The sequence below is a fragment of the Enterobacter sp. CCUG 70166 genome (genome assembly GCF_020224095.1).
GTDB classification, from domain to species: domain Bacteria; phylum Pseudomonadota; class Gammaproteobacteria; order Enterobacterales; family Enterobacteriaceae; genus Enterobacter; species Enterobacter intestinihominis.
Genome location: NZ_NRIQ01000011.1, coordinates 167,487 through 192,328, shown reverse-complemented (window position 1 = coordinate 192,328; position 24,842 = coordinate 167,487). Strand labels below are relative to the sequence as shown.

The following is a 24,842-nucleotide window of genomic DNA, read 5'->3' as shown; positions in this document are numbered from 1 at the left end:
CGCAATGCGGGAGCGTGAAGGGTTAAAACCAGGTTTCCATCTGCACCCCAAAGTTCCATTCCCCGCCCGCGTTGAAGCCGCTGCTGCCAAAGGCGTCATCGCTGGCGTAGTTATCCAGCTTGCTGCTCCAGTCCATCCAGGTGGCGAACAGGCGCAGCTCCGGACGGCTGAAGAAATCGCCAATCTTGCCCGCCTTTAACGTCGGGGCAAAGGTTAGCTTGTAGAAGCTACCGTTAACCGCATTGCGATCCTTGTAGCCTTCCGGGTTTAAATCCATGTATTGATAACTGCCCTCGAACGCGAGGGCGAAATTCTGGGTCACCTCTTTGATCAGACGCGTATTGAGCGTGACCCACTCATAGCTGTCGCCCTTCACGTAGCGGTCCTTACTGCTTTGCGCGAGTACGGCGGGCGCAATGTGCCAGCCACCGCCCAGCGGCGTGACACCGTAACTTGCAAAACGCCAGGTATCGGCTTCTGACAGCAATGCGCCGTCAGCACCAATGCTTTTCACCTCGGCCCCCAGACCGTGGCCGTAAAGCAGCGCCGTTTTGGCGGAACCTTCCCGCAGGCCGTAGAAGCTCTCGTTATGCAGACCCACCAACGCATGCACCCCGTTATTCGCCGCATCGGTTTTAATCGGATCGCCGTTGCTGTCCTTACGGTCGTCATTATCTTTTGCCCGTAAGCCGCTGACCATCAACTGCACCGGCCCGGCGAAGTGGTTCATGCTTAAGATGTAGTTCTGGACGTTGTTGTCGATCTCCTCTTCGCTGCCGAAATTACGGCCATAAAGGGAGAAGTTACTGCGCAGCGTATCGTTCCACTTCACGTCGTAGACGCCGCCGCCGGTCCCGGCGAGAAATACCACGTCGGAATCCAGCCAGTGAATGTCGAAGTTGTCGCGGTCAAAACGCTTACCCGCCCAGAAGGTGCTGCCTTTCAGCGCACCGGTAACGTCCGGCAAATTGCCCAGCTCGGCAAAGGCCTGACGAATGTTCAGGTCGCTGCTGTCTGCCGACCAGTCGTTATAGGTTTTCTGACCGTCGGCCAGCATCGCCTTAAAGCGCGTCGTCGCACCATTCTCCAGCGTCTGTTTGTGCTCAACATTCAGCTCAACGTAGGTATCCGCTTCGTTCCCCAGACGCCCAATGGCCCCGCCCGTTTCCCCGGCGGGCGTCAGATAAGGGCCGCTTTTGCTGCTGGAGGCCGCGTCGTTCATCAGCAGGCCGGAACGGGCGTAACCGTGAAACTCAAAACCGCCTGTCCGATCGGCTTTCTCTTCCAGCGCCGTGGTACGTTGCGCCACCGCCTGTGTGGAGGTTTGCGCTTCCTGCTGTGCAGCCACCAGTTGCTGCGTTTTCTGTTCCGCTGCCGTGGCGCGTTTTTCAGCAACCTGCGCACGGGTTTCCGCCTCCTGCAAACGCTGCTCCAGCGCTGCCAGGCGCGCTTCGATACGGGTCATATCCGTCTGGGCAAAAACAGAGGTACAGCCGGCCAGCATGCCTATCATCACGGCAAGTCTGCGTTTTTTATACATTTTGTCGCATCCCTAATAACTATCGGTAAATGTGCTAAATTGCTAAACCGGTTTAGGTGAGTGATACTAAACCGTTAAATTTTGAATCGGCAACGTTTTTTGCTAAACCGTTTTAGTAAGTGTGATCGAGGCGACAATTCAGGCCCCCGACCGGAGGCCTGGCGACGTGAATTACAGTTCGTGATGATAAGGCAGCGCGGTCATGGCCCCTTTTGCGGTTGTCGCCTGCGCTCCGCAGCGCTGCGCTAACGTGATGACCTCTGAGAGCCGGGCCTGGCCATGACATGCCAGACCGAACAGCAGCCCGGCGACGAAAGCATCCCCCGCACCGGTGGTATCAATGCATTCCACGGGTGATGCAGGATAGTGCGTCAACGCGCCTCCCTGCCAGGCGGTCACGCCCTCTTTTCCCTGCGTCACCAGCACCAGCCTGGCCGGACAGGTGCGCATTAGCTCCGCCAGCCCCTCATGGACCTGCGCATTTCCGGTCAAGAACGCCAGCTCTTCCACCGAGATTTTCACCACATCTGCACAGGCTAATGCCCGCTCAAGACACTGACGCAGCTCGACTTCATCGTGCCAGAGATCGGCGCGGATATTGGGGTCAAAGCTGACGAATCCCCCCGCCAGTCTGATAGCGGACATCGCCTGAAACGTCGCGGAACGGCTGGGTTCGGCGCTGAGCGCGATAGAGCAGACGTGCAGCCACTCCCCGGCGCGGAATGGCGGGAGATCGGCAGAGTCGAGGAATAAATCAGCGCTCGGGCGAACCATAAAGGTAAAGGAACGTTCACCGTCGTTATCGAGATCCACCACCACCGTGGAGGTGCGATGCTGCGGGTCCAGGCGCAGCCATTCTGTATTAACCTGCTCATCCGCAAGCGTTTTTTGCATAAAGCGCCCGAAGGGGTCGTCGCCCACCCGGCCTATAAAGGCGCTTCTGCCTCCCAGACGCGCTACCCCTACCGCAACGTTGGCCGGTGCGCCGCCAGGACATTGCAGCAGTTTGCCCTCTCCGTCGGGCAACAGATCCACCACTGCATCGCCAAGTACCCAGATCGTCTCCATATCACCTTCTTAGCTAAATCATGTTAAACCGGTTTAGCTATTTAAACACAGGCAGGGTGTCGGGGAAATATGGCGAGGGAAAATTTGCTTAACCTACCCGTTGGGGCCAGTGGATATCACCCACGCCATTGAGCTGCGGGCGGGCGAACAAAAAGCCCTGGAAGCGGCGAATACCGGCGGATTCAAGCCAGCACTACTCTTCTACCTTCTCAATGCCTTCTGCGACCAGCGTAATCTCCAGATCAGTGCAGCAGCTGATTATCGACTTCACAATCGCCTGCTTGGGTCCGCTCTGGTGAATATCGCTGACGATCTCCCTGTCGATTTTGAGCTTATCCGGCTGGAACCGGGTGAGCAGCGACAGACCGGCATAGCCGGAACCAAAATCATCTATTGCCAGCCCAACCCCTTCCGCCCGCAGCTGTTTAATGGCGCTGTTAAACTGGTTAAAGCCGGATATCATCTCGTTCTCAGTGACTTCAATGACCACCTGCTCTGGCTGTAGATTGTGCTTTTTGATCTGCGTTACCAGGAACTCTACCGCGCCCGGCACGTTAACCAGCGACATTGGCAGCAGGTTCACCGCCAGTTTGTGGCTGCCGATGCCGAGCTTTTGCGCCAGCGCAAAGGTCCAGGCTTTGGTTTGCAGGTCGACTTCGTAAATCTGTTCACGATCGAGACTATGGAAGAAATGCTCCGGGCTGCCGCCGTCGTTTCCGCGTATAAGCGCTTCGAGAGAACTGATTTTGCCTTCGGACGGCTCGACAATGGGTTGCAGCGCAAACTGGCAGGGCTGTCCCGCCAGCAGACCTAACCCTTTACCAAACGGCGCGCGCTCTCGCGAAAGCGTCCATTTATCAGGCTCATAGTCCGAAGCGGGTGGGATAGCGGTTTTGCCGGTGATAAAGGTCTGAATAAATTTGAAGACCCGATCCTCAGAAGTCAGATAGCTTTCCAGCTTGCTGTAATGCAGAACCGACGCCAGAACCGCTTTCGGGGTCTGAACATCCAGGTCAAACAGCAGCATTCCCACGTCTTCGAAACGTCTGCGCGGGCCGTAATCGCGCATCAGCTCCACCACGCCGGTATGCCGGTCATCCGCACGGATGGTGTTAAAAAGCGCGACGACGCTCTGTTCCGTGCCTTCGAGAATTTGCAGAACGTCACGTCCACGGGAGAGAAGAATGCCTGAGATGCCCTGCTCCGTATTACGGATCCTGGCCTGTTCAACCAGCGCGCTTAACGCTGCGGAGGTGCAGGTTAAGCTCAGCTGGCTTCGATAAATGAGAGTTGTCAGCACAGAAACGGGGTCCGGTATGGGGTATACGCCTGAACGGTATTGTTTAACACAGTTCCCCGGTGTGACCTAATCTATTCCACGTCGGGCTTAATTCTCCCCGATACGGCTGTCGATCCGCGTCTGCATATAGTCGTAGAACGGATTCGACGTCACGCGCATCAGCGCATCTTTGCCGACACTCAGAACCGATGTTTCTCCCCACAGGGCTATCGTCCCGAGACTGATTCCATAGCGGTTTTTCACCTCAGGATGGCGGCCATACAGATCGTCTTCAGGCGGGAACGGAATGGCAATATGCGACAGGGAATAAACTTCCTGCGGATACGAGACCGACAGCGGCGTCACCGTTTCCCGGGTGCTGCCCGCTGGCGTTGTCTTTGCCACCATATCAAACCTGTCGGGGCTGGCATTGGTCACAATTGTGACACTGTAACGTCTTTTCGCCTCGGGCAGCAGGTCAGCCACCGCCGTCCAGGATGATGGCCTGAACAGTGGACGGAAACTCCCGGCCTGATTGATGTCAAATACCACCAGTTCGCTGCCATTTGCCGGAAGCTGGTCAAACAGCCCGCTGACTACGGCGCGGGTACTGACCGTTGAATCCATGACCGACTGAAACGCCAGTACCGGCGGAAGCTGCGTTAGTTTGTGATCATGAACATCGCGGTTTATCTGCTCATGCAGCGCCCGGGTAAGCAGCCAGGACTGACGTGCCGCATTCACCGGGAACGAATTGTATTTATAAGGATTATATTCCGGCGAAATGTTGAGCCACGCGGCTTTGGCAAACGCCGGTAACATAGCCGGTAGCCCGGCGAATCCGGCAAAGCGCGCAAACGCCGTGACGCCAATCATCGGTGAGAGCAACACGATCTGCTGAGGTTTACGCAGTTCAGGCGCATCAAGGGCGTCGAGGGCGTATTTCATCGCCAGCGCACCGCCGTTGGAATAGCCCACCAGGTGCAGGGGGAGATCGTTCCCCGTCAGGCGTGTTGCTTCACGAACCGCAAGGCGCGTAGCTGCCAGCCACGCCTCCCAGTCAACGTCTGTCAACGCACCCGGCGCCGTGCCGTGTCCGGGCAAACGAGGTACTACGGCCACAAAGCCGTGCTTTTGATAATTCACAGCCAGACGCCTGACGCTGTAGGGCGAATCCGTCAGACCGTGCAACAACACTACCGCCCCGCGCGGCTTTCCGGCAGGCATCAGCACAAACGACCGGTTTGCATCCGGAGTAAAGTGTCCTGGCCACACCAGGCTCTGACGGTAATAGCGGTTCAGCGGCGTGCGCTCTGCGGGGGTGACTTTCGCCGTCACCTCAGCATCAAGAGCGGTGAAGATGGCGTTTTCCCGCGCGACATAGGCTGCGAAGGTCGCGTTATCCATCTCCTGCACGGACATTTCGTCAGCCCGCCATGTATGCCAGTGATGCAGGGCCGGCCCCTGCTGCGAGAGATAAACCCGCACCGCCAGCAGAACGAGCACAATGATCCCGATGACCATCGCTATTTTTTTTGCGAGAGCCATCAGGCGCACGCTGACCCGCCAGGGCAAATTCGCCATGTAAGGCTCCCTCTCTTATCCACAGAGCTTTCATCTTACCAAAAAATGTGAAGAGGCTGTCGTATTCACCAAATAGATATCGCTCAGGCCGGACACTGCACCAAAAGTGAACTACGCTGCACAAATGTTGAGCATCTGTTAAACAAATATTGCATTAACTTTGCTGCACAGCGCGTTTTCGCCGCAATGTGAACATGGCACGCGTCCTGCATTGTTAATCTGATAACAGAAACCCGGCCTTTGACAGCCAGTTAACAGCGAGGCGGTATGACGACCAAACCTGAGGTGTTGAGCCGTATCGAAGCGACCTTCAGCCAGCTCACCCCGAGCGAAAAGCGGGTGGCAAGCTGGATGCTGGCGCACGTCGGGCAGATCCCCTTTGAAACGGCTGAGAGCGTGGCGCTGGCCACGGCCACCAGCGGGATCACCGTCGGACGCTTTCTGCGCAAGCTGGGCTATCGCAACCTTGATGACGCCAAAAAAAGCCTGCGCGATCCCCATCAGCCCTGGGGCATTAACGAGCGTCTGGACTCCTGGAAACAGCAACAGCCGCTGTCGGATCGCCTTCAGCACTCCCTGTCGCTGGAGGTGGATGCCATTGCCCATGTCTACCAGCTGGCGCAAAGCGAAACGTTCAGGCAGGTGGTCCAGCAACTTTCCCATGCCGACGCCGTCTTCGTGCTGGGGATCCAGTCCACGCGCGGGATCGCCAATGCGTTCTTCAGCCATCTGGAGTATCTGCGCCCGCGGGTAAGCTATTCCGAAGGGCTCTCCGGTAGCTGGGTGGAGTCGCTTAACTCCGGCTTTGCTAACCCGTATATCGTGCTGACCGATACCCGCGCCTACTCCGCCATTGCCCGCCAGTACTGCCGCGTGGCGAGCGAAAAAGGCCTGGCGATGGCGCTGATCACCGATATCTGGTGCCCGTGGGCGCGGGATTACCCGATTGATTTACTCCAGGTGAAGACCGATACCGGCCATTTCTGGGACTCGCTGGCGCCGGTGAGCTGTCTGTTCAACCTGCTGCTGTCGGGCGTCGTGGAGGCACTGGGGGAAGCGCTGCCGGAACGTCTGGCAATCAACCGACAACTACAACAAGAATTTGGTCAATTTGAACGCTAAAGGAGCGGAGCTATGCCTGAAGAGAGTCAACTGATTGATGTGGCGAAAACTTTTCCCACGCTGCATATCGATCTGAAATACGCGACCGCCGATAACATTACCGGCCGCCCGATCCATCAGCACGCCGCGTGCCTGCTGCACACGGATGCCGCCACCGCGCTGGCGAAATCGATCAGTATCGCCGCGCTGGCCGGTTTGAAGCTGGTGGTCTACGACGCCTATCGCCCGCAGCAGGCACAGGCGCAACTCTGGGATGCCTGCCCCAATCCGGAATACGTGGTGGATGTCGCGATTGGCTCGAACCACAGCCGGGGCACTGCCATTGACGTCACGCTGATGGATGAACACGACAACGTGCTGGATATGGGCGCCGGGTTTGACGAAATGCACGACCGTTCTCATGCCTGGCACCCTTCCGTTCCGCCCGAGGCGCAGCGAAATCGTCTGCTCCTGAACGCCGTTATGTACGGCGGCGGTTTTGTGGGCATCAGCAGCGAGTGGTGGCATTTCGAGCTGCCGAACGCCGCCAGCTATCCGCTGTTAGATGACCAGTTCGCCTGTTATCCGACCACACACTCACTGTAATTCTGGAGCCCGGCCATGAAAACAACGCTGCTTACTACCCTGATTGCCGCTACGCTCGCCCTGAGCACCCTTCCCGCTCTGGCGGCGGTGCCAAAAGATATGCTGGTGATAGGGAAAGCTGCCGATCCGCAAACGCTGGATCCGGCGGTCACTATCGATAACAACGACTGGACGGTGACCTACCCCTCGTACCAGCGTCTGGTGAAATACAAGCCTGGCACCACGGAGGTGGAAGGCGATCTGTCGACGGGCTGGAAGGCGTCAGACGACCAGAAAGTGTGGACGTTCACCCTGGCAGATAATGCAAAATTCGCCGACGGCACGCCGGTGACCGCCGAAGCGGTCAAGCTGTCGTTTGAACGTCTGCTTAAAATCAACCAGGGACCTTCCGAAGCGTTCCCGAAAGATTTGAAAGTGGACGCGGTGGATGAGCATACGGTGAAATTCACCCTCAGCCAGCCGTTTGCCCCGTTCCTCTACACGCTGGCCAATGACGGCGCGTCGATCGTCAACCCGGCGGTGCTGAAGGCCAATGCCGCCGACGACGCACGCGGTTTCCTGGCGCAAAACACCGCGGGTTCCGGACCGTTTATGCTGAAAAGCTGGCGGAAAGGTCAACAGCTGGTGATGGTGCCCAACCCACACTGGCCAGGTGAAAAGCCGCACTTTAAGCGCGTCTCGGTGAAGATTATCGGTGAAAGCGCCTCGCGTCGCCTGCAACTTTCCCGTGGCGATCTGGATATCGCCGACGCCCTGCCGGTGGATCAGCTTGCTGCTCTGAAGCAGGAAGGCAAAGTGGCCGTGGCGGAATACCCGTCCCTGCGGGTGACCTACCTCTATCTGAACAACAGTAAGCCTCCAATGAATCAGGTGGATTTGCGCCGCGCGGTCTCCTGGGCGACCGATTACCAGGGGATGGTGAAAGGCATTCTCAGCGGGAACGGCAAGCAGATGCGCGGCCCGATCCCGGAGGGCATGTGGGGCTTCGATGCGAACGCCATGCAGTACAGCTTTGACGAGGCCAAAGCCAAAGCGGCGCTGGAGAAAGTCAAAGATAAACCTGCCAGCCTGACGTTCCTCTATTCCGATAACGACCCGAACTGGGAGCCTATCGCCCTCTCCACGCAGGCGAGCCTGGGCAAGCTGGGGATTAACGTCAAGCTCGAGAAACTGGCGAACGCCACCATGCGCGACCGCGTCGGCAAAGGTGATTATGACATTGCGATTGGTAACTGGAGCCCAGACTTCGCTGACCCGTACATGTTCATGAACTACTGGTTCGAATCGGACAAAAAAGGGCTGCCGGGGAACCGCTCATTCTATGAGAACAAAGAGGTCGATGCGCTGTTGCAGGCGGCACTGAAAACCACCGTTCAGGCGGAACGCACCAAAGATTACCAGCAGGCGCAGAAAGTGGTGATTGACGAGGCGGCTTACGTTTATCTGTTCCAGAAGAACTACCAGCTGGCGATGAACAAAGAGGTCAAAGGCTTCACCTTTAATCCGATGCTTGAGCAGGTCTTTAACATCGCCACCATGAGTAAGTAACGGCCCACGCCGGGGGGAAGTGTATGACGTTCTGGAGCATTGTGCGCCAGCGCTGCTGGGGGTTAATCCTGGTGGTGGCCGGTGTCTGTATTATTACTTTTATTATTTCACACCTGATCCCCGGCGATCCGGCCCGCCTGCTGGCCGGTGATCGCGCCAGCGATGAAATCGTGCAGGGCATCCGCCAGCAGCTGGGGCTGGATCAACCACTCTATATTCAGTTTGGCCGCTACGTTGAGGCGCTGGCACATGGCGATCTGGGCACGTCTATTCGCACCGGTCGCCCCGTTGCGGAAGATTTGAAAGCTTTTTTCCCCGCTACGCTGGAGCTTGCCTTTTGCTCCCTGCTGCTGGCGCTGGTGATTGGCGTGCCGCTGGGCATTTTATCGGCGGTGTACCGTAACCGCTGGCTGGATCACCTGGTGCGACTGATGGCGATGACGGGCATCTCGACGCCTGCCTTCTGGCTGGGACTGGGAGTTATCGTTCTGTTCTACGGGCAACTGCAAATTCTGCCCGGCGGCGGCAGGCTGGACGACTGGCTCGATCCGCCCGCCCACGTTACCGGTTTTTATCTGCTGGACGCTCTGCTGGAAGGCAACGGCGAGGTGTTTTTCAACGCCCTGCAGCACCTGATTTTACCCTCCCTGACCCTGGCCTTCGTGCATCTGGGTATTGTGGCGCGTCAGGTACGTTCCGCGATGCTGGAGCAACTGAGCGAGGATTATATTCGTACCGCCCGCGCGAGCGGGTTGCCGGGCTGGTACATCGTCCTGCGCTACGCCTTACCCAACGCCATGATCCCCTCCATTACCGTTCTCGGGCTGGCGCTGGGCGATCTGCTGTACGGGGCCGTCCTTACCGAAACCGTGTTTGCCTGGCCGGGAATGGGGGCCTGGGTGGTGACCTCCATTCAGGCGCTGGACTTCCCCGCCGTCATGGGCTTCGCGGTCGTGGTATCGCTGGCCTATGTCTTCGTTAATCTGGTGGTGGATCTGCTGTACCTGTGGATCGACCCGCGAATCGGGCGCGGAGGTGCCGAATGATGTTAACTCAGGAAACGCCCGTCCCTGTCAGCACCGCTAAACAGCGCATCAACTGGGCAAAGCTGTTCTGGATGTTACGCAAAAGCCCGCTCACTCTGATCGGCGGGGTCATTATGATCGTGATGCTGCTGATGATGGTGGTCTCGCCGTGGATAGTCCCGCACGATCCGAACGCGCTGGATCTGACCGCGCGCTTGCAGGCACCGTCAGCCCAGCACTGGTTTGGCACCGATGAGGTGGGCCGGGATCTGTTCAGCCGCGTGCTGGTGGGCAGCCAGCAGTCCATCACAGCGGGGCTGGCGGTGGTGGTGATTGCGGGCGGCATCGGTTCGCTGCTCGGCTGTTTGTCCGGCGTACTTGGCGGGCGCGGCGACGCCATCATTATGCGCATCATGGACATTATGCTCTCCATCCCCTCGCTGGTGCTGACGATGGCCCTGGCCGCCGCGCTCGGCCCAAGCCTGTTTAACGCGATGCTGGCGATTGCGATTGTACGCATTCCGTTTTACGTGCGGCTGGCACGCGGGCAAACGCTGGTGGTGCGCCAGTTCACCTACGTGCTGGCCGCCCGCACCTTTGGCGCATCGCGCTGGCACCTGATCAGCTGGCATATCCTGCGTAACGCCCTGCCGCCGCTGATCGTACAAGCGTCGCTGGATATCGGCAGCGCCATTCTGATGGCCGCCACGCTGGGCTTTATTGGATTAGGCGCGCAGCAGCCGACCGCCGAATGGGGGGCAATGGTGGCCGTGGGGCGTAACTACGTGCTTGACCAGTGGTGGTACTGCGCGTTTCCGGGGGCGGCAATTCTGATCACGGCGGTTGGCTTTAATCTGTTTGGCGATGGTCTTCGCGACCTGCTGGATCCCAAATCAGGAGGGAAGCAGTCATGAGTGATTCCGTATTATCAATTGAAGATTTGCACCTGAGCTTCCCCATTTTTCGCGGTGACGTCCACGCGCTCAACCACGTCTCGCTGGAGATTGGCCGGGGTGAAATTGTCGGCGTGGTGGGCGAATCCGGCTCGGGAAAATCGGTCACCGCGATGCTGGCGATGCGCCTGCTGCCGGAAGGCAGTTACCATGTTCACCATGGCCGGGTCACGCTGCTCGGGGAAGATGTGCTGAACGCGTCGGAAAAACAGCTTCGTCAGTGGCGCGGCGCCAGGGTGGCGATGATTTTTCAGGAGCCGATGACGGCGCTTAACCCCACGCGCCGGATTGGCAGGCAGATGGTGGAGGTGATCCGCCAGCATCAGTCGCTTTCCCGCCGCGACGCGCGGCAGAAGGCGATCTCCCTGCTGGGCGAGATGCAAATCCCGGATGCGGCGCAGGTAATGGATCGCTATCCGTTTGAGCTTTCCGGCGGTATGCGCCAGCGGGTAATGATCGCCCTTGCCTTCTCCTGCGAGCCGGAGCTGATCATCGCTGATGAACCCACTACCGCGCTGGATGTGACCGTCCAGCTTCAGGTGCTGCGTCTGCTGAAACATAAAGCGCGCGCCAGCGGAACGTCGGTGCTGTTTATCAGTCACGATATGGCGGTGGTGTCGCAGCTTTGTGACCGGATGTACGTTATGTACGCGGGCAGCGTGATCGAAAGCGGCAGCACGCAGACCTTGATCCACCATCCTGTGCACCCCTATTCGATTGGCCTGCTGCGGTGTGCCCCGGAAAATGGTAAACCGCGCGAGATCCTCCCGGCCATTCCCGGCACGGTACCTAACCTCAGCCACCTCCCGCGCGGATGTGCTTTTCGCGAACGCTGTTTTGCTGCCGGGGCGAAATGCAGCGAAACGCCGCGCTTAATTTCCACGGGCGCAGAAGGCCAGCAGGCTGCCTGCTGGTACCCACAACAGGAGAGACGCCATGTCTGAGGTACTGCTGGAACTGGATAGCGTGCATGTGAATTTTCCTGCGCGCAAAAACTGGCTGGGGCGCGTGACGGAACAGGTACACGCCCTTAACGGCATGGATCTCCGGATCCATCGCGGCGAAACGCTGGGCGTTGTGGGGGAATCCGGCTGTGGAAAGAGCACGCTGGCGCAGCTGCTGATGGGCATGCTCAAACCGAGTACCGGTGCCTGTCAGCGCGCGAATGCGGCGGGTGGTATGCAGATGGTATTTCAGGACCCGCTCTCGTCCCTCGATCCGCGTTTACCCGTCTGGCGCACCATCACCGAGCCGGTGTGGATACAGCAACGTCGCAGCGAACGGGAGCGTCGTCAGTTGGCTGAAACGCTGGCGCAGCAGGTTGGGATTCGAGCGGAATATCTTGACCGCCTGCCGCATGCGTTTTCGGGCGGACAGCGCCAGCGCATCGCTATTGCCCGGGCGCTCTCTTCGGATCCGGACATCATCGTGCTGGATGAACCCACCAGCGCGCTGGATATTTCCGTCCAGGCACAGATCCTCAATTTGCTGGTTGCCCTGCAACAGCAGCGAAATCTGACCTACGTGCTGATCTCGCACAACGTCTCGGTGGTCCGGCACATGAGCGACCGGGTGGCGGTAATGTATCTGGGGCAAATCGTGGAACTGGGTCCGGCGAACCAGGTGCTGGGTCAGCCGCGCCATCCTTATACGCAGCTGCTACTTGACTCCGTTCCCCGGACCGGAGAACCGCTGGATGAGGATCTGGCGTTGCGAAAAACCGATCTTCCGGGTAATCGCCACCTGCCCGTTGGGTGCTATTTCCGCGACCGCTGTTCGCTGGCGACGCAGGGATGTGAACAGCCGCAACAGCTCCAGCCCTCTTCCGCAAGCCGAAGCGTGCGCTGCTGGCGTAACCGTTAAAAATGAGCCGGGCATGCGCCCGGCCCGATATCAGTTCAGTTTGTAATCCAGCGTGATTTCCGCTTTCAACAGCTGCGAGACCGGGCAACCGGCCTTGGCTTTCTGGATAATGCCGTCGAACTGCTGCGGATCGATACCCGGTACCGTCACCTTGCTTTGCAGCGCGACTTTGCTGATGGCAAAACCGCTGTCGGTTTTATCCAGCGAGACATCCGCCGTGGTATCGATGGAATCGGCGGTATAACCCGCTTCGCCCAGCATTAGCGACAGGGCCATAGAGAAACATGCCGCGTGCGCTGCGCCAATCAGCTCTTCCGGGTTAGTCCCTTTCTCGCCCTCGAAGCGGGTGTTAAAGCCGTAAGGTTGCTGGTTAAGGACGCCACTTTCGGTCGATACCGTCCCTTTGCCGCGTTTGATGTCGCCAGACCAGTGTGCTGAACCGTGCTTATGAATCGTCATTCTTGCTCTCCTTTTGGCTTACAAAGGGATAAGTATAGGACGCATAATCTATTTTGCAGGGAAGACAGACTAGTCCGATCGCGTGGCAAGGTGGTTTGCCAGCGCGTCGAGGAACACACGCTGCGCCGCAGGCTGATAGTCTCGCGACTGATAAATACCAAAAATGCCGATCGGTTTTGGCGTATAGGCGCTGAGCACCGGCACCAGGCTTCCCTGCCGTAGCGCCGCGTCGGCCTCGCGCTCGGGCAGCATGGCAATACCACAGTGATTTATCGCCGCCTCCATCAGCAGAGATGAGATGCTGGCGCTGAGATTGCCGCTGACCGCCGTCGTGACCGGCTCCCCTGCCGGCGTTAAAAAACGCCACGACTGACCGGCAAAAAAGCTGTAATGCAGGCAGTTGTGCCGGGCTAAGTCTTCCAGCTCCTCTGGAACGCCCCGGCTTGCAAGGTAGTGCGGCGAGGCGCAAAGCACGGACCGACACTCTCCCAACCGGCGAGCGATCATACCCGGTTCGGGGTTATCGGTGATGCGGATCGCCACGTCAATTCGCTCGCCCACCAGGCTCACCGGATGGTTGTTAACATCCAGCTCAATGCGCAGTTGAGGGTAACGCTGCAACAGTTCGGGCAGCACCGGAGCGATAATCTGCATCGCGGTAAAATGCGCGCAGGCGACGCGAAGCGTGCCTGAGGGTAAATCCTTCACTGACTGATCTTCAATTTCCTGAGAAATTTGCGATAGCGTGCGCGTCTTTTGCAGGACTTTCTCCCCCGCCGCCGTCAGCGTCAGCTTGCGGGTGGAGCGGTTAACCAGCCGCGCCCCAGCCCACTTCTCCATCTGCTCCAGATAACGGCTCACCATCGGACGGGAAATCCCCAGCGCCCGCGCCGCCGCGCTTAAACTCCCCAGCTCACAGATGCGGTTGTACACCTGGGCGGCAATAACGCGATCCATTTTGACCTCTATTTGCTCGATCTATGAAACTAAGCATCTCCTGTTTCAGGAATTCTGGCAAATGAAGAGATCCGTACAATAGAGACTTTCCTGAAGAACAGAGACCTGACCATGACAATCGCCCGCCTTGCTTTGCTGACAACCCTTTTCACTCCGGCCGTCTTTGCCGCGCCGTTGGCCGTTGATACGTATAACCCGCAGGAAAAAGGCATTTTTGCCGTTTCTTCCACGCTGGTATCTGGTCCGAAAGAGGCGGTACTGTTTGACGCCCAGTTCAGCGTGAAAGATGGCGAAGCGCTGGTAGAAAAAATTCGCCACAGCGGTAAAACGCTGAACAAAATCGTGATCACTTCCGGCGATCCGGATTTCTATTTCGGCCTGCAACCGCTGATGAAAGCCTTCCCTAATGCCAAAGTTGTCGCCACGCAACAGGTGGTGAACCATATCAGGGCCACAAAAGACGCAAAGCTCGCCTTCTGGGTTCCACAGATGAAAGATGGCGCGCCGACGCAGCTCTACGTGCCGCAAGTGCTTGCCTCAACCACCTTTATGATTGACGGTGAGAGAGTAAGCATTGAAGAGCCTGAAAGCTATGCGGCGTACGTCTGGATCCCATCCGCCAAAACCATCCTCGGCGGCACGGGCGTCTCATGGGGCATTCACGTCTGGACGGCGGATACCCAAACGCCGGAAAGCCGTAAACAGTGGCAGCAGACGCTGGATAGCATGGCTGCCCTAAAGCCCGAACGCGTTATTCCGGGCCACTACCTTGGGACACCGCCAGCGGGTACCGGCGCTATCGACTTTACCCGTCGCTATCTACAGCAGTTTGAACAGGCCCTCACGACACATAAAGCGTCTTCCGACGTCATCATCGCGATGAAAAAACAGTGGCCGAACCTTGCGGAAGCCAGTTCGCTGGAACTGAGTGCCAAAGTGAATACCGGCGAAATGAAGTGGTAATAGCCTGATTATCTCCTGCTATATTTAAATTTTTTATAGCAGGAGTTTACTATGACATCGTCAGTAAGGGGTATTGACCATATCGGTATTACGGTGCCCGACATTGAAAAAGCCACCCTATTTTTTGAACGCGCTTTCGGCGCACAGGTTTTATATCATTCTGTCGATGCAGAAACCGATAATATCGATCAGCCCGCCCAGCAACACACCTTAAAATTATTTCCCGGCACTAAAATTCATGCCATTCGCATGCTTGTTATGCCGCACGGACCCGGCATAGAACTTTTCGAAATGCATGGCCCTGAACAGGGAATGCCCGCTCGCGCCAGCGACTTTGGACTTCAGCATTTTGCTGTTTATGTTGATGATTTTGATAGTGCCATCGCGGCTTTCACCGCCGCCGGCGGCGAGATGTTCACCGCGCCGAAGCCGCTTAGCTTTCCGGATGAGCAAGGTGAAGGCAATGCTTTCTGCTATGGTCAAACCCCCTGGGGCAGCATTGTGGAATTGATCTCCTGGCCGACGCCCATGCCTTATGAAAAAACCACGAATTTACGCCGCTGGAAACCCTGAGTTTTATTTCTGTGCTACGGGAGATGTTATTTTTAATTCCAGGACGAATCTGAACCACAACGGCAAAAATATTTGCCAATCTGAATGTGAATTACGATTTTGCACGCCGTAACATTAAACAGACAACGACACGGAGGCAGCATGTTTACTTATTACCCGGCACATACCACAGCAGCACAACCGGAACTTGTTAACGCGATCGCACAAGGTCTTCACGCCGAGCACGGTGTTGTTACTGAAGATGACATTTTGATGGAACTGACCAAGTGGGTGGAAGCCACGGACAATGACATCCTCAGTGACATCTACCAGCAAACCATCAACTATGTGGTTAGTGGGCGAAACGCACCTCTGTAAAAACCTGCTAAGCTGGATCTGCAACCTAAGGGGTTACATTTCGTTTGCGTAAGCAAGCTTGTCCTTAAAACTATCAACAGGATTGAGGAGTTAACATGAAATCGAACCGTCAGGCACGCCATATTCTGGGACTGAACTACAAGCTTTCTAACCAGCGTAAAGTGGTTATTGAGGAGGGTAGCGAAACGCAAGTTACCCACGCCACCGGCAGGAAACGCCCTTCCGGCAAGTAAGTTCCGGCACGAAATTCACAACACCATCGGTAATCCCGATGGTGTTTTTGTTTATGTGTTGCGGTAATTAATATTCAGCTCCTTTATAATACCAACCGACCGCACCCCGTAGCACAGGCCAGAAAGATGACAAACAGCAGTGTCAGGGACGGATCTTCTTAAAAAGAGTGAGTGACATGGACAACAAACTGAAAAAACATCGTTCCCTTTATATTCCTTACGCCGGTCCGGTTTTACTGGAGTTCCCCCTTCTGAACAAAGGCAGCGCCTTTAGCATGGAAGAGCGCAGCAGCTTTAACCTGCTGGGCCTGCTGCCTGAAGTGGTTGAGACCATTGAAGAACAGGCAGAACGTGCCTGGATCCAGTATCAGGGCTTTAAAACCGAAATCGATAAACACATCTACCTGCGTAATATTCAGGACACCAACGAAACCCTCTTCTACCGCCTCGTGCAGAACCATCTTGAAGAGATGATGCCCGTTATTTACACCCCCACCGTCGGCGCGGCGTGTGAACGCTTCTCAGAGATCTACCGTCGTTCCCGCGGTGTGTTCATCTCTTATCAGAACCGTCACAACATGGATGACATTCTGCAAAACGTGCCTAACCACAACATCAAGGTGATCGTGGTGACCGATGGCGAACGTATTCTGGGCCTCGGTGACCAGGGCATTGGCGGGATGGGGATCCCCATCGGTAAGCTCTCGCTGTATACCGCCTGCGGCGGGATCAGCCCGGCCTACACCCTGCCGGTGGTACTTGACGTGGGGACCAATAACCAGCAACTGTTGAACGATCCGCTGTACATGGGCTGGCGTCACCCGCGCATTACCGACGACGAGTACTATCAGTTTGTGGATGATTTCATCCAGGCCGTGAAGCACCGCTGGCCTGACGTGCTGTTGCAGTTCGAAGACTTCGCACAGAAAAACGCCATGCCGCTGCTGAACCGCTACCGCGATGAGATCTGCTCGTTCAACGATGACATTCAGGGCACTGCGGCAGTGACCGTCGGTACGCTGATTGCTGCGAGCCGTGCGGCAGGCAGCCAGCTCAGCTATCAGAAAATTGTCTTCCTGGGTGCAGGCTCCGCGGGCTGCGGCATCGCCGAGCAAATTATTGCCCAGACCCAGCGCGAAGGCTTAAGCGAAGAGCTAGCCCGCTCCCGCGTCTTTATGGTGGACCGTTTTGGCCTGCTGACCGACGGCATGCCAAACTTACTCCCGTTCCAGACCAAACTGGTGCAGAAGCGCGAAAACCTGAAAAACTGGGATACGGATAACGAAGTGCTCTCGCTTCTTGACGTGGTGCGCAACGTGAAGCCGGACATTCTGATCGGCGTGTCCGGGCAGACCGGCCTCTTCACGGAGGAGATTATTCGCGAGATGCACAAGCACTGCGAACGCCCTATCGTGATGCCGCTATCTAACCCGACTTCACGCGTGGAGGCAACGCCGCAGGACATCATCGCATGGACCGAAGGTAAGGCACTGGTTGCAACCGGCAGTCCGTTTGATCCGGTGGTGTGGAAGGACAAACTCTACCCCATCGCGCAGTGCAATAACTCCTATATCTTCCCGGGTATTGGTCTGGGAGTTATTGCTTCCGGCGCGTCCCGCATCACCGACGAAATGCTGATGTCCGCGAGCGAAACGCTGGCAGGTCACTCTCCGCTGGTGAATAACGGTGAAGGCCTGGTACTGCCGGAGCTGAAAGACATTCACAAAGTGTCCCGCGCAATTGCCTTCGCGGTTGGCAAAATGGCGCAGCAGCAAGGCGTCGCGGTGAAAACCTCTGCCGATGCGTTGCAGCAGGCGATTGATGATAACTTCTGGATGCCGGAATACCGTAGCTATCGTCGTACTTCGATTTAAATCCGGGTGCTGACCGTTCCCTCGCCCCTCCGGGGCTGAGGGATCTCAGTAATTTGAAAGCAGAAGCGATAACCTTGCCTTCGGAATAACCGAAGGCTTTCAGCGAGGCCCTGGTCCGGCTGTAAATCGCTGAGGCGTTTCCTCCCGTCCCCGATAAGCCGGAAGGAATAAGCCGAAGGGACCGCGAAGCGGCGATTTTCCACCGGAAGCCCGGGTTGCCAGGGTGGTGGCGACTGAGCCACCCTGGCACGTTCACCGGTCATGTCATAACAGAGTAGCAAGGAACGTAAAGTGAACGGAATGACCACCACAGCCGTATGTTCCCCTCACCCTGGCCCTCTCCCCTGAGGGGCGAGGGGATGTTCTCTACCCATATTTATTTGTGGGGATCCCTCAGTCCTTTGGAAGAGGGTGAGACATCATGCCCTTCTTCCACTAGCCAAACCCATTTTCCCCCGCTACACTCCCTTCATCCATTAACCTACTGAATATATAAGGAGGCCAATTATGCTGTACTGTGAAATTTTCAATGTTTCACATACATTTGGTGATCGCACCAGCTCAAGCGTTATCGGTATCGTGCTGCGATAACTTCCGCTTGAGCGAAGACACCAACCCCTGAAATCCCTTCTCTCGGGCTTACTGAGTTATCGTCAGCGATGTTTGACGAGGCATAAACATGCCTGTAACTCTTGGGTAAGCAACAATGAGCACTTTACTCACTGCACAATCTTTACGTGTTGATACGGCGTTTGGCACGCTGTTCGACTCCCTCTCCTTTACGCTGAAAAAAGGCGACCGCATTGGCCTGCTGGGCGACAACGGCTGCGGCAAAAGTACGTTGCTGAAGGTGTTGGACGGCACAGACTCCCCTGCTGCCGGAACCGTCGCATTGGCCGGATACTGTCTGATGGCGCGCGTTGAGCAACACCTGCCAGAAGCCATTTATCCCCTGACCATGCTGGATGCCGTGCTGGCGCAACTGCCCGCGACTGAACGCGAGAGTCTGCACTGGAAAGCTGAAACGCTGCTGGCGGGTATGGGCTTTACACCGCAGGACATGGCCTTAACGTCGGCAACGCTGAGCGGCGGGCAGCACACGCGTCTCCTGCTGGCGCGGGCGCTGATCGGCGATCCAGATCTGTTACTGCTGGACGAACCGAGTAACCACCTCGATTTGCCGACCCTGCTCTGGCTGGAACAGTTTTTACAGAACTGGTCCGGCAGCTTTGTGCTGGTCTCACACGACAGGCAACTATTGGATGCCGTCACCAACGGCAGCTGGATCCTGCGCGATAAGATGTTGCACTACTTCGCCCTTCCCTGCACCGCCGCGCGTCAGGCGCTGGTAGCCAAAGACGAAAGTGATGCGCTGCGGCATAAGGCGGAGCAAAAGGAGATTGATCGCGTAACCGCCAGTGCCAGACGGCTGGCCACTTGGGGCAAGGTCTACGATAACGAAGATCTGGCCCGCAAAGCCAAACAGATGGAAAAGCAGGTCGAACGGCTTAAGGAGAGTCAGACAGAGCTCACCGCAGGCAGTCCGTGGACATTAACCCTGCGCGGTGACGCCCTGCGGGCAGACCGGCTACTGGAGATGGAAAACCTAAGCGTAGCGCCTGAGCCTGGCCTGTCTGAGCTGTTTCACGTCGACATTGCGCGGCTTAGAAGTGGCGATCGCGTGGCTATCGTCGGGCGTAATGGCTGCGGCAAATCATCACTGATGAAGCTTATCTGGCGGCATTTCAAAGGTGAACCTTCAGAGACTGGCCTGAAACTTCATCCTCGCGTGTCGCCAGGCTATTACGATCAGACGCTGAATCAGCTTTCGGAGGAGGCAACAATCTTTGACGCGCTGGAGCCTTTCGCGCCAGATCCGCAGACCCGTAAAATGGCCCTCATCAGTGCCGGGTTCCCGTGGGCGCGACACGGACAAAAAGTCAGTACGCTGAGCGGTGGGGAACGTTCGCGCCTGCTGTTCATCGGCCTGACGCTTGCTCGCTATAGCCTTCTGATGCTGGATGAGCCAACCAACCACCTGGACATGGAAGGCAAAGAGGCGCTGGCGGAAACACTGCAACAGTTTGAAGGCGGAGTGCTGCTGGTGAGCCACGATCGTCAGTTAATTAGCCAGAGCTGTAACCGCTACTGGCTGATTGAGGACGGCAGGCTTAGCGAATGGCACGATGCGGAGGCGGTGTTTGAGCGCCTGCGTGCGGGCACCGGTCCGGTGGTGCCTGAGGCGTCGAAGACTGCATCGAAGGCACCACCTTCAGCGTCTGACGATCTGCTCGAACGCCTGGTTGCCCTGGAAATGCTGCTGGAAGAGGATTTGGCGCGCAAGCCAAAACACCAAAAACCGCAGTTGCAGGCGCAATGGCGAAGAGAGATTGAGGAGATAGAAGCCCAACTATAAATCTGTACCCGGCGGTCGTTACGCCGGGTTTTTTACGTTAGCGTTTTCCCCTACTGATTATTAGAGGATCACCGTATTCTTAATCTGAAACTGAATTAATTGATGACATTATGTTGCGGTTGCCTTGCATTACAGCGCCAAAGTATTAATCCTTAATGGGTATTACACCTGCTATGCAGATACTCATTAGTAAAAGGAGAAACACATGAAGGCTGCTGTTGTCACTCAGGATCATCAGGTTAACGTTACAGAGAAAACCTTACGCGCGCTCAAACATGGTGAAGCGCTGCTGAAGATGGAGTGCTGTGGCGTTTGCCATACCGATCTCCATGTTAAAAATGGCGATTTTGGCGACAAAACCGGGGTGATCCTCGGCCATGAAGGGATTGGTATTGTCAAAGAGATTGGTCCGGGCGTCACGTCACTGAAAGTTGGCGATCGTGCAAGCGTGGCGTGGTTCTTCGAAGGCTGTGGCCACTGTGAATATTGTAATACCGGCAACGAAACTCTGTGCCGTGACGTAAAAAACGCGGGTTACTCCGTCGACGGCGGCATGGCAGAAGAGTGCATCGTGACCGCGGATTACGCGGTTAAAGTCCCGGAGGGGCTGGACTCTGCGGCGGCCAGCAGCATCACCTGCGCTGGGGTCACCACCTACAAAGCGGTAAAAGTCTCTGAGATCAAACCCGGCCAGTGGATTGCGATCTATGGCCTTGGCGGTCTGGGCAACCTCGCACTGCAATACGCCAAAAATGTCTTTAATGCGAAAGTTATCGCCATTGACGTGAATGACGAGCAGTTGAAGCTCGCTGCCAGCATGGGCGCAGACTTAACCGTGAACTCCCGCAGTGAAGATGCGGCAAAAGTGATTCAGGAGAAAACCGGCGGCGCACATGCGGCAGTGGTGACGGCGGTAGCGAAAGCGGCCTTCAACTCTGCTGTTGACGCGGTTCGCGCCGGAGGCCGCGTGGTGGCTGTTGGCCTGCCGCCGGAAGCGATGAGCCTGGATATTCCACGTCTGGTCCTGGATGGGATTCAGGTGGTGGGCTCTCTGGTGGGTACTCGTCAGGATCTGCTCGAAGCCTTCCAGTTTGCGGCTGAAGGTAAGGTGGTTCCGAAAGTCACGCTGCGCCCACTGGAAGATATCAACGCCATCTTTAAAGAGATGGAACAGGGCCAGATCCGTGGCCGTATGGTGATTGATTTACGTTCTTAACCGCGGTGGCCGGGTAGCGGGTTTGCCCTGCCCGGCCTGTCACGTAGACGAACGGCGATCGGAAATCCACTCCTGAACCTCGATCTGGAATGTGTCCGGCGCTTTTCGATACATCTTCCGCGCCAGATCCAGGATGGTATGGCGTCCTAACTCCTCTTCCATCCGCTGCTGCGCGCTATCCATAACCGATCGCACCCCGCACGGTCCGTCACAGACCCAGGCCGGTGGCGTTTCATCAAATACCGCCAGGCGCTGACGCACTTCCCGACATTCGAACATATTCTTATCGCCGTCGATGGCGTGCGCCACGTCCAGCACGCTGATCAGCTCTGCCGGACGCGCCAGCCGGAATCCTCCCCCCTTGCCTTCGGTGCTGATAACCAGCCCCGCGCGTGACAAACGAGTGAAAATCTTCCCAAGATAGTCGTACGGTACGCCCTGCAAGGCCGCCATCTCCCGGACGCTCATCTCACGCTCATTGCCTTTTGCATCCACCATACACATCAGGCTATGAATGCCATATTCCACACCAGAACTGTAAAACGCCATGGCTCACTCCGGGTCATTGTTCGCTGCATTATAACGAATTTTAACTCAGAAAGAAGTTGTCGCAGTTAACTCCGACAAGTATAGTGGCAGTTATGTCAGACACACAGCCTGACGAACAAAAGGATCGAGTATGAAAAAGCAGATTTTAATTGTGGGTAGTGGGTTTTCCGGTATGTGGGCTGCGGTCAGCGCCGCGCGTCTTTCTGCTCTGGAAGGTAATAATAGCCTCAGCATTGCCGTGCTGGCCCCGGTGCCGGAACTGCGCGTTCGTCCACGTTTTTATGAAGAGAACGTGTCGACGATGGTCGCGCCACTGACCGAACTGTTTGCTGAACTGGGTATTGCCTTTATTTCGGGCGAAGCACAACGTATTGATACCTCTTCTAAAACCGTTTTGTATCGCGATTCAAACGGCGCCATTGCCGAAGTCAACTGGGAACGTCTGATCCTCGCAACCGGTAGCCAGACTAAACGTCCGCCGATTGCCGGTCTGACTGAATACGCATTTGATATCGACCAACTCGACTCCGCCAGGTTGTTCGAGCAACATCTTGATTCGCTGGTTTCGCGCCCCTCCACCCCAGAACGCAATACCGTGGTCGTGTGTGGAGGCGGTTTTACCGGCATTGAGCTGGCAACGGAACTCCCTGCTCGTCTTCGCACCCGCTTCGGTGTAAATACAAAGACTAAAGTAATCGTAGTTGAAAGGGGTGAAACCATTGGCGGGCGTTACAGCGAGGCGCTGCGTAACACCATTGAAGAAGCAAGCAACGCGCTGGACGTTGAATGGCGTTTAAACAGTGAAATTGAAGCTATTGATGCCAGCGGCGTGACGCTGAAAAACGGAGAGCGCATTGCCAGCGCGACTGTAGTGTGGACGGCAGGGGTAGAAGCTAACCCCCTCAGCCTGCAAATTGACGGGGAACGCGACACTCAGGGACGCCTTATCGTTACCGACACGTTGCAGATCCCTGCGCATCCGGAGGTTTACGCGACGGGTGATATGGCGCACGCCAAAACGGACGATGCGGGCAACACGGCACTGATGACCTGCCAGCACGCGATCCAGCTGGGGAAATTCGCCGGACATAACGCAGCTGCCAGCCTGTTAAATCTGGAGCCGTACCCTTACCGTCAGGTGAATTACGTCACCTGTCTGGATCTGGGTGGCTGGGGCGCGGTGTACACCGAGGGCTGGGAACAGCGTGTTAAATCCGTGCGCGAGGAAGGCAAAAAGATCAAAGTCGCCATCACCAACGAACTGATTTACCCGCCAGCAGCAGACAAAGCTGTCGCATTTGCCGCCGCTGACCCGCTGGCGAAATTCGTGTAGTCACCTCCTGTGCCCGCGACCAGCGGGCAAAGCGTGAAATCAGGCCAGCGCTCCTGCGTTGGCCTGACGCTTTTTGGCACATAAAAAACCGTACATCAACAGAGAGGTCATTGCTGAGAAGGATAAGATCGCTGCCGGAAGCGTGACATAGCTCCAGCTAAAGCCGAGCGTAATCATCATTCCACCGAAATACGCGCCTATTGCGCTGCCGAGGTTAAACGCCATTTGCCCGCCTGCGGCCCCCAGCATTTCGCCGCCTTTCGCATTTTGCAGCAGCAGTATTTGCAGCGGCGCAGAGAGCGCAAACAGCCCGGCGCAGCAAACAAATCCCATTACCAGTGAAGCTGTTTTAAGCTCGCCAAACGCGAACAGTAACAGCAGCGAAGCCACAATCACCATGTCGGTGGTGGCAGCAATGCGCAGCGGGCTAAAGCGCGACGACAGCTTGCCGCTGAAGACATTACCCAGCACCATGCCCAGCCCCATCAGCATCATGATCGCGGTCATGACGCCCTCGGAAAAGCCTGACACGTTGACCATAAACGGCTTCACGAAGCTAAACCAGGCAAACACCCCGGCATTGCCAAACATCGTTGCGGCAAAAATTAGCCACGGTTCCGGTTTTTTCAGGAAGTGGAATTGTTCTGTCAGCCGGGTGGTTGTCGTGTCGTGAATGTCTGGCACCCACAGCAGAACAGAGAGGATCACCAGCGCATCAAAGACGGCAATCAAAAAGAAGGTGTAGCGCCAGTTAAATTCATGTCCCAGCCACGTCCCGAGCGGGACGCCAAGCAAATTGGCAACGGTCATCCCGGCAATCATCCCTGCTACAGCAACCGTCACCTTACCCGGTGGCGCAATTTTTGACAGGATTATCGCCCCCACACCGAAAATCGCGCCATGCGGGAAACCAGAGATTAAGCGCCCCGCCGCCAGCCCTATGTAGGTGTCAGAGAAGGTAAAGAGCGCGTTACCGACGACGCACATCGCCACCAGAAACAGCAGCGTTGTTTTCAGCGAAAATTTACTGGAGAACAGCGCCACAATCGGCGCGCCGATCACTACGCCAAAAGCGTAAAACGAAATCATATTTCCGGCGGAGGGAATCGAAATGCCCGTATCATGAGCCAGTTCTGTCAGCACGCCCATGATGCCAAATTCAGCCATACCCAGGCCAAAGGTAGCCAGTGCTAACGAAAAAATTGTTTTTTTCATACCGCGACCACTGTTAAAAAATACGCAGCGTGCATTATTGATTAAACTTGTATGGTGAACCAGTTCAAATCAGCTTTCTGACACATTAATCCATTCATTCAGGCCGATTACACGCTTAGTACGGCCTCGA

22 protein-coding genes and 1 pseudogene are annotated in these 24,842 nt (G+C 56.5%); 15 read left to right on the top strand and 8 right to left on the bottom strand.

What is annotated here, in order from left to right; translation table 11 throughout:
* Positions 1–22: 22 nt before the first annotated feature.
* The 4 genes and pseudogenes from CKK19_RS05955 to CKK19_RS05940 all read right to left on the bottom strand — a co-directional run bounded on the left by CKK19_RS05955 (position 23) and on the right by CKK19_RS05940 (position 5,471).
* A complete protein-coding gene (locus CKK19_RS05955) occupies positions 23–1,540 on the bottom strand; it encodes a carbohydrate porin (RefSeq protein WP_063853483.1) in 1,518 nt (505 codons plus the stop codon).
* A gap of 171 nt (positions 1,541–1,711) precedes the next feature.
* The gene (locus CKK19_RS05950; protein WP_063853482.1) at positions 1,712–2,608 is read right to left on the bottom strand and encodes an aminoimidazole riboside kinase; all 897 of its coding nucleotides are present in this window, start codon (positions 2,606–2,608) and stop codon (positions 1,712–1,714) included.
* Between the two features lie 88 nt (positions 2,609–2,696).
* Positions 2,697–3,908 (bottom strand): annotated as a pseudogene (locus CKK19_RS05945) (diguanylate phosphodiesterase).
* An 87-nt stretch (positions 3,909–3,995) separates the two neighbouring features.
* Positions 3,996–5,471: an alpha/beta hydrolase gene (locus CKK19_RS05940; protein WP_032676226.1), complete on the bottom strand. Its 1,476-nt coding sequence runs from the start codon at positions 5,469–5,471 to the stop codon at positions 3,996–3,998.
* 267 nt (positions 5,472–5,738) lie between these two features.
* Between CKK19_RS05940 and CKK19_RS05935 the strand changes: the two genes are divergently transcribed.
* From CKK19_RS05935 to CKK19_RS05905, 7 genes are read left to right on the top strand one after another with little or no spacing between them, the layout of a single operon-like run.
* On the top strand, positions 5,739–6,593 hold the full coding sequence (locus CKK19_RS05935) for a MurR/RpiR family transcriptional regulator (protein ID WP_023300159.1): 855 nt from the start codon (positions 5,739–5,741) through the stop codon (positions 6,591–6,593).
* Between the two features lie 12 nt (positions 6,594–6,605).
* Positions 6,606–7,178 carry a D-alanyl-D-alanine dipeptidase gene (ddpX, locus tag CKK19_RS05930; RefSeq protein WP_225455055.1) on the top strand — a complete coding sequence of 191 codons (573 nt, stop codon included), beginning with the start codon at positions 6,606–6,608 and terminating at the stop codon, positions 7,176–7,178.
* Positions 7,179–7,193: 15 nt separating this feature from the next.
* On the top strand, positions 7,194–8,726 hold the full coding sequence (locus CKK19_RS05925; protein WP_063853480.1) for an ABC transporter substrate-binding protein: 1,533 nt from the start codon (positions 7,194–7,196) through the stop codon (positions 8,724–8,726).
* Between the two features lie 23 nt (positions 8,727–8,749).
* Positions 8,750–9,772, top strand: coding sequence for an ABC transporter permease (locus tag CKK19_RS05920; RefSeq protein ID WP_003857077.1), 1,023 nt, complete (start codon positions 8,750–8,752; stop codon positions 9,770–9,772).
* Positions 9,769–10,665 carry a D,D-dipeptide ABC transporter permease gene (gene ddpC, locus CKK19_RS05915; protein WP_022648185.1) on the top strand — a complete coding sequence of 299 codons (897 nt, stop codon included), beginning with the start codon at positions 9,769–9,771 and terminating at the stop codon, positions 10,663–10,665. Before CKK19_RS05920 ends, ddpC begins: the two co-directional genes overlap by 4 nt.
* A complete protein-coding gene (locus tag CKK19_RS05910) occupies positions 10,662–11,648 on the top strand; it encodes an ABC transporter ATP-binding protein (RefSeq protein WP_063841978.1) in 987 nt (328 codons plus the stop codon). Before ddpC ends, CKK19_RS05910 begins: the two co-directional genes overlap by 4 nt.
* Positions 11,641–12,567, top strand: a complete 927-nt coding sequence (locus CKK19_RS05905) for an ABC transporter ATP-binding protein (protein WP_023306245.1) — start codon at positions 11,641–11,643, stop codon at positions 12,565–12,567. The genes CKK19_RS05910 and CKK19_RS05905 overlap by 8 nt, the downstream gene beginning before the upstream one ends.
* A gap of 30 nt (positions 12,568–12,597) precedes the next feature.
* On the opposite strand, the gene CKK19_RS05900 is transcribed toward CKK19_RS05905, so the two are convergent.
* Together CKK19_RS05900 and CKK19_RS05895 are read right to left on the bottom strand one after the other, a co-directional pair.
* The gene (locus CKK19_RS05900; RefSeq protein ID WP_003857069.1) at positions 12,598–13,026 is read right to left on the bottom strand and encodes an OsmC family protein; all 429 of its coding nucleotides are present in this window, start codon (positions 13,024–13,026) and stop codon (positions 12,598–12,600) included.
* A 69-nt stretch (positions 13,027–13,095) separates the two neighbouring features.
* Positions 13,096–13,983, bottom strand: a complete 888-nt coding sequence (locus tag CKK19_RS05895) for a LysR family transcriptional regulator (protein ID WP_074172137.1) — start codon at positions 13,981–13,983, stop codon at positions 13,096–13,098.
* 111 nt (positions 13,984–14,094) lie between these two features.
* On the opposite strand from CKK19_RS05895, the gene CKK19_RS05890 reads away from it, so the two are divergent.
* The 7 genes from CKK19_RS05890 (at position 14,095) to adhP (ending at position 21,615) form a co-directional block, all read left to right on the top strand.
* Positions 14,095–14,946 (top strand): Vmh family MBL fold metallo-hydrolase, encoded by an 852-nt coding sequence (locus CKK19_RS05890; protein ID WP_063853479.1) that lies wholly within the window; start codon positions 14,095–14,097, stop codon positions 14,944–14,946.
* Between the two features lie 51 nt (positions 14,947–14,997).
* A complete protein-coding gene (locus CKK19_RS05885; RefSeq protein ID WP_023306248.1) occupies positions 14,998–15,519 on the top strand; it encodes a VOC family protein in 522 nt (173 codons plus the stop codon).
* Positions 15,520–15,660: 141 nt separating this feature from the next.
* The gene (bdm, locus tag CKK19_RS05880) at positions 15,661–15,876 is read left to right on the top strand and encodes a biofilm-dependent modulation protein (protein ID WP_022648192.1); all 216 of its coding nucleotides are present in this window, start codon (positions 15,661–15,663) and stop codon (positions 15,874–15,876) included.
* Between the two features lie 95 nt (positions 15,877–15,971).
* Positions 15,972–16,109, top strand: coding sequence for a stationary-phase-induced ribosome-associated protein (sra, locus tag CKK19_RS05875; protein WP_023300167.1), 138 nt, complete (start codon positions 15,972–15,974; stop codon positions 16,107–16,109).
* Between the two features lie 176 nt (positions 16,110–16,285).
* Positions 16,286–17,983, top strand: coding sequence for an NAD-dependent malic enzyme (locus tag CKK19_RS05870; protein ID WP_022648194.1), 1,698 nt, complete (start codon positions 16,286–16,288; stop codon positions 17,981–17,983).
* Positions 17,984–18,689: 706 nt separating this feature from the next.
* A complete protein-coding gene (locus CKK19_RS05865; protein ID WP_063853478.1) occupies positions 18,690–20,399 on the top strand; it encodes an ABC-F family ATP-binding cassette domain-containing protein in 1,710 nt (569 codons plus the stop codon).
* Positions 20,400–20,604: 205 nt separating this feature from the next.
* Entirely contained in the window at positions 20,605–21,615 is a 1,011-nt protein-coding gene (adhP, locus tag CKK19_RS05860; RefSeq protein WP_022648199.1) for an alcohol dehydrogenase AdhP, read from the top strand.
* Positions 21,616–21,654: 39 nt separating this feature from the next.
* Here adhP and CKK19_RS05855 read toward each other — a convergent pair whose 3' ends face one another.
* On the bottom strand, positions 21,655–22,164 hold the full coding sequence (locus CKK19_RS05855; protein WP_022648200.1) for an RrF2 family transcriptional regulator: 510 nt from the start codon (positions 22,162–22,164) through the stop codon (positions 21,655–21,657).
* A 130-nt stretch (positions 22,165–22,294) separates the two neighbouring features.
* On the opposite strand from CKK19_RS05855, the gene CKK19_RS05850 reads away from it, so the two are divergent.
* Positions 22,295–23,497, top strand: coding sequence for an NAD(P)/FAD-dependent oxidoreductase (locus CKK19_RS05850; RefSeq protein ID WP_022648201.1), 1,203 nt, complete (start codon positions 22,295–22,297; stop codon positions 23,495–23,497).
* Between the two features lie 39 nt (positions 23,498–23,536).
* Here CKK19_RS05850 and araJ read toward each other — a convergent pair whose 3' ends face one another.
* Positions 23,537–24,712 carry an MFS transporter AraJ gene (gene araJ, locus CKK19_RS05845; protein ID WP_023306256.1) on the bottom strand — a complete coding sequence of 392 codons (1,176 nt, stop codon included), beginning with the start codon at positions 24,710–24,712 and terminating at the stop codon, positions 23,537–23,539.
* Between the last annotated feature and the right edge of the window lie 130 nt (positions 24,713–24,842).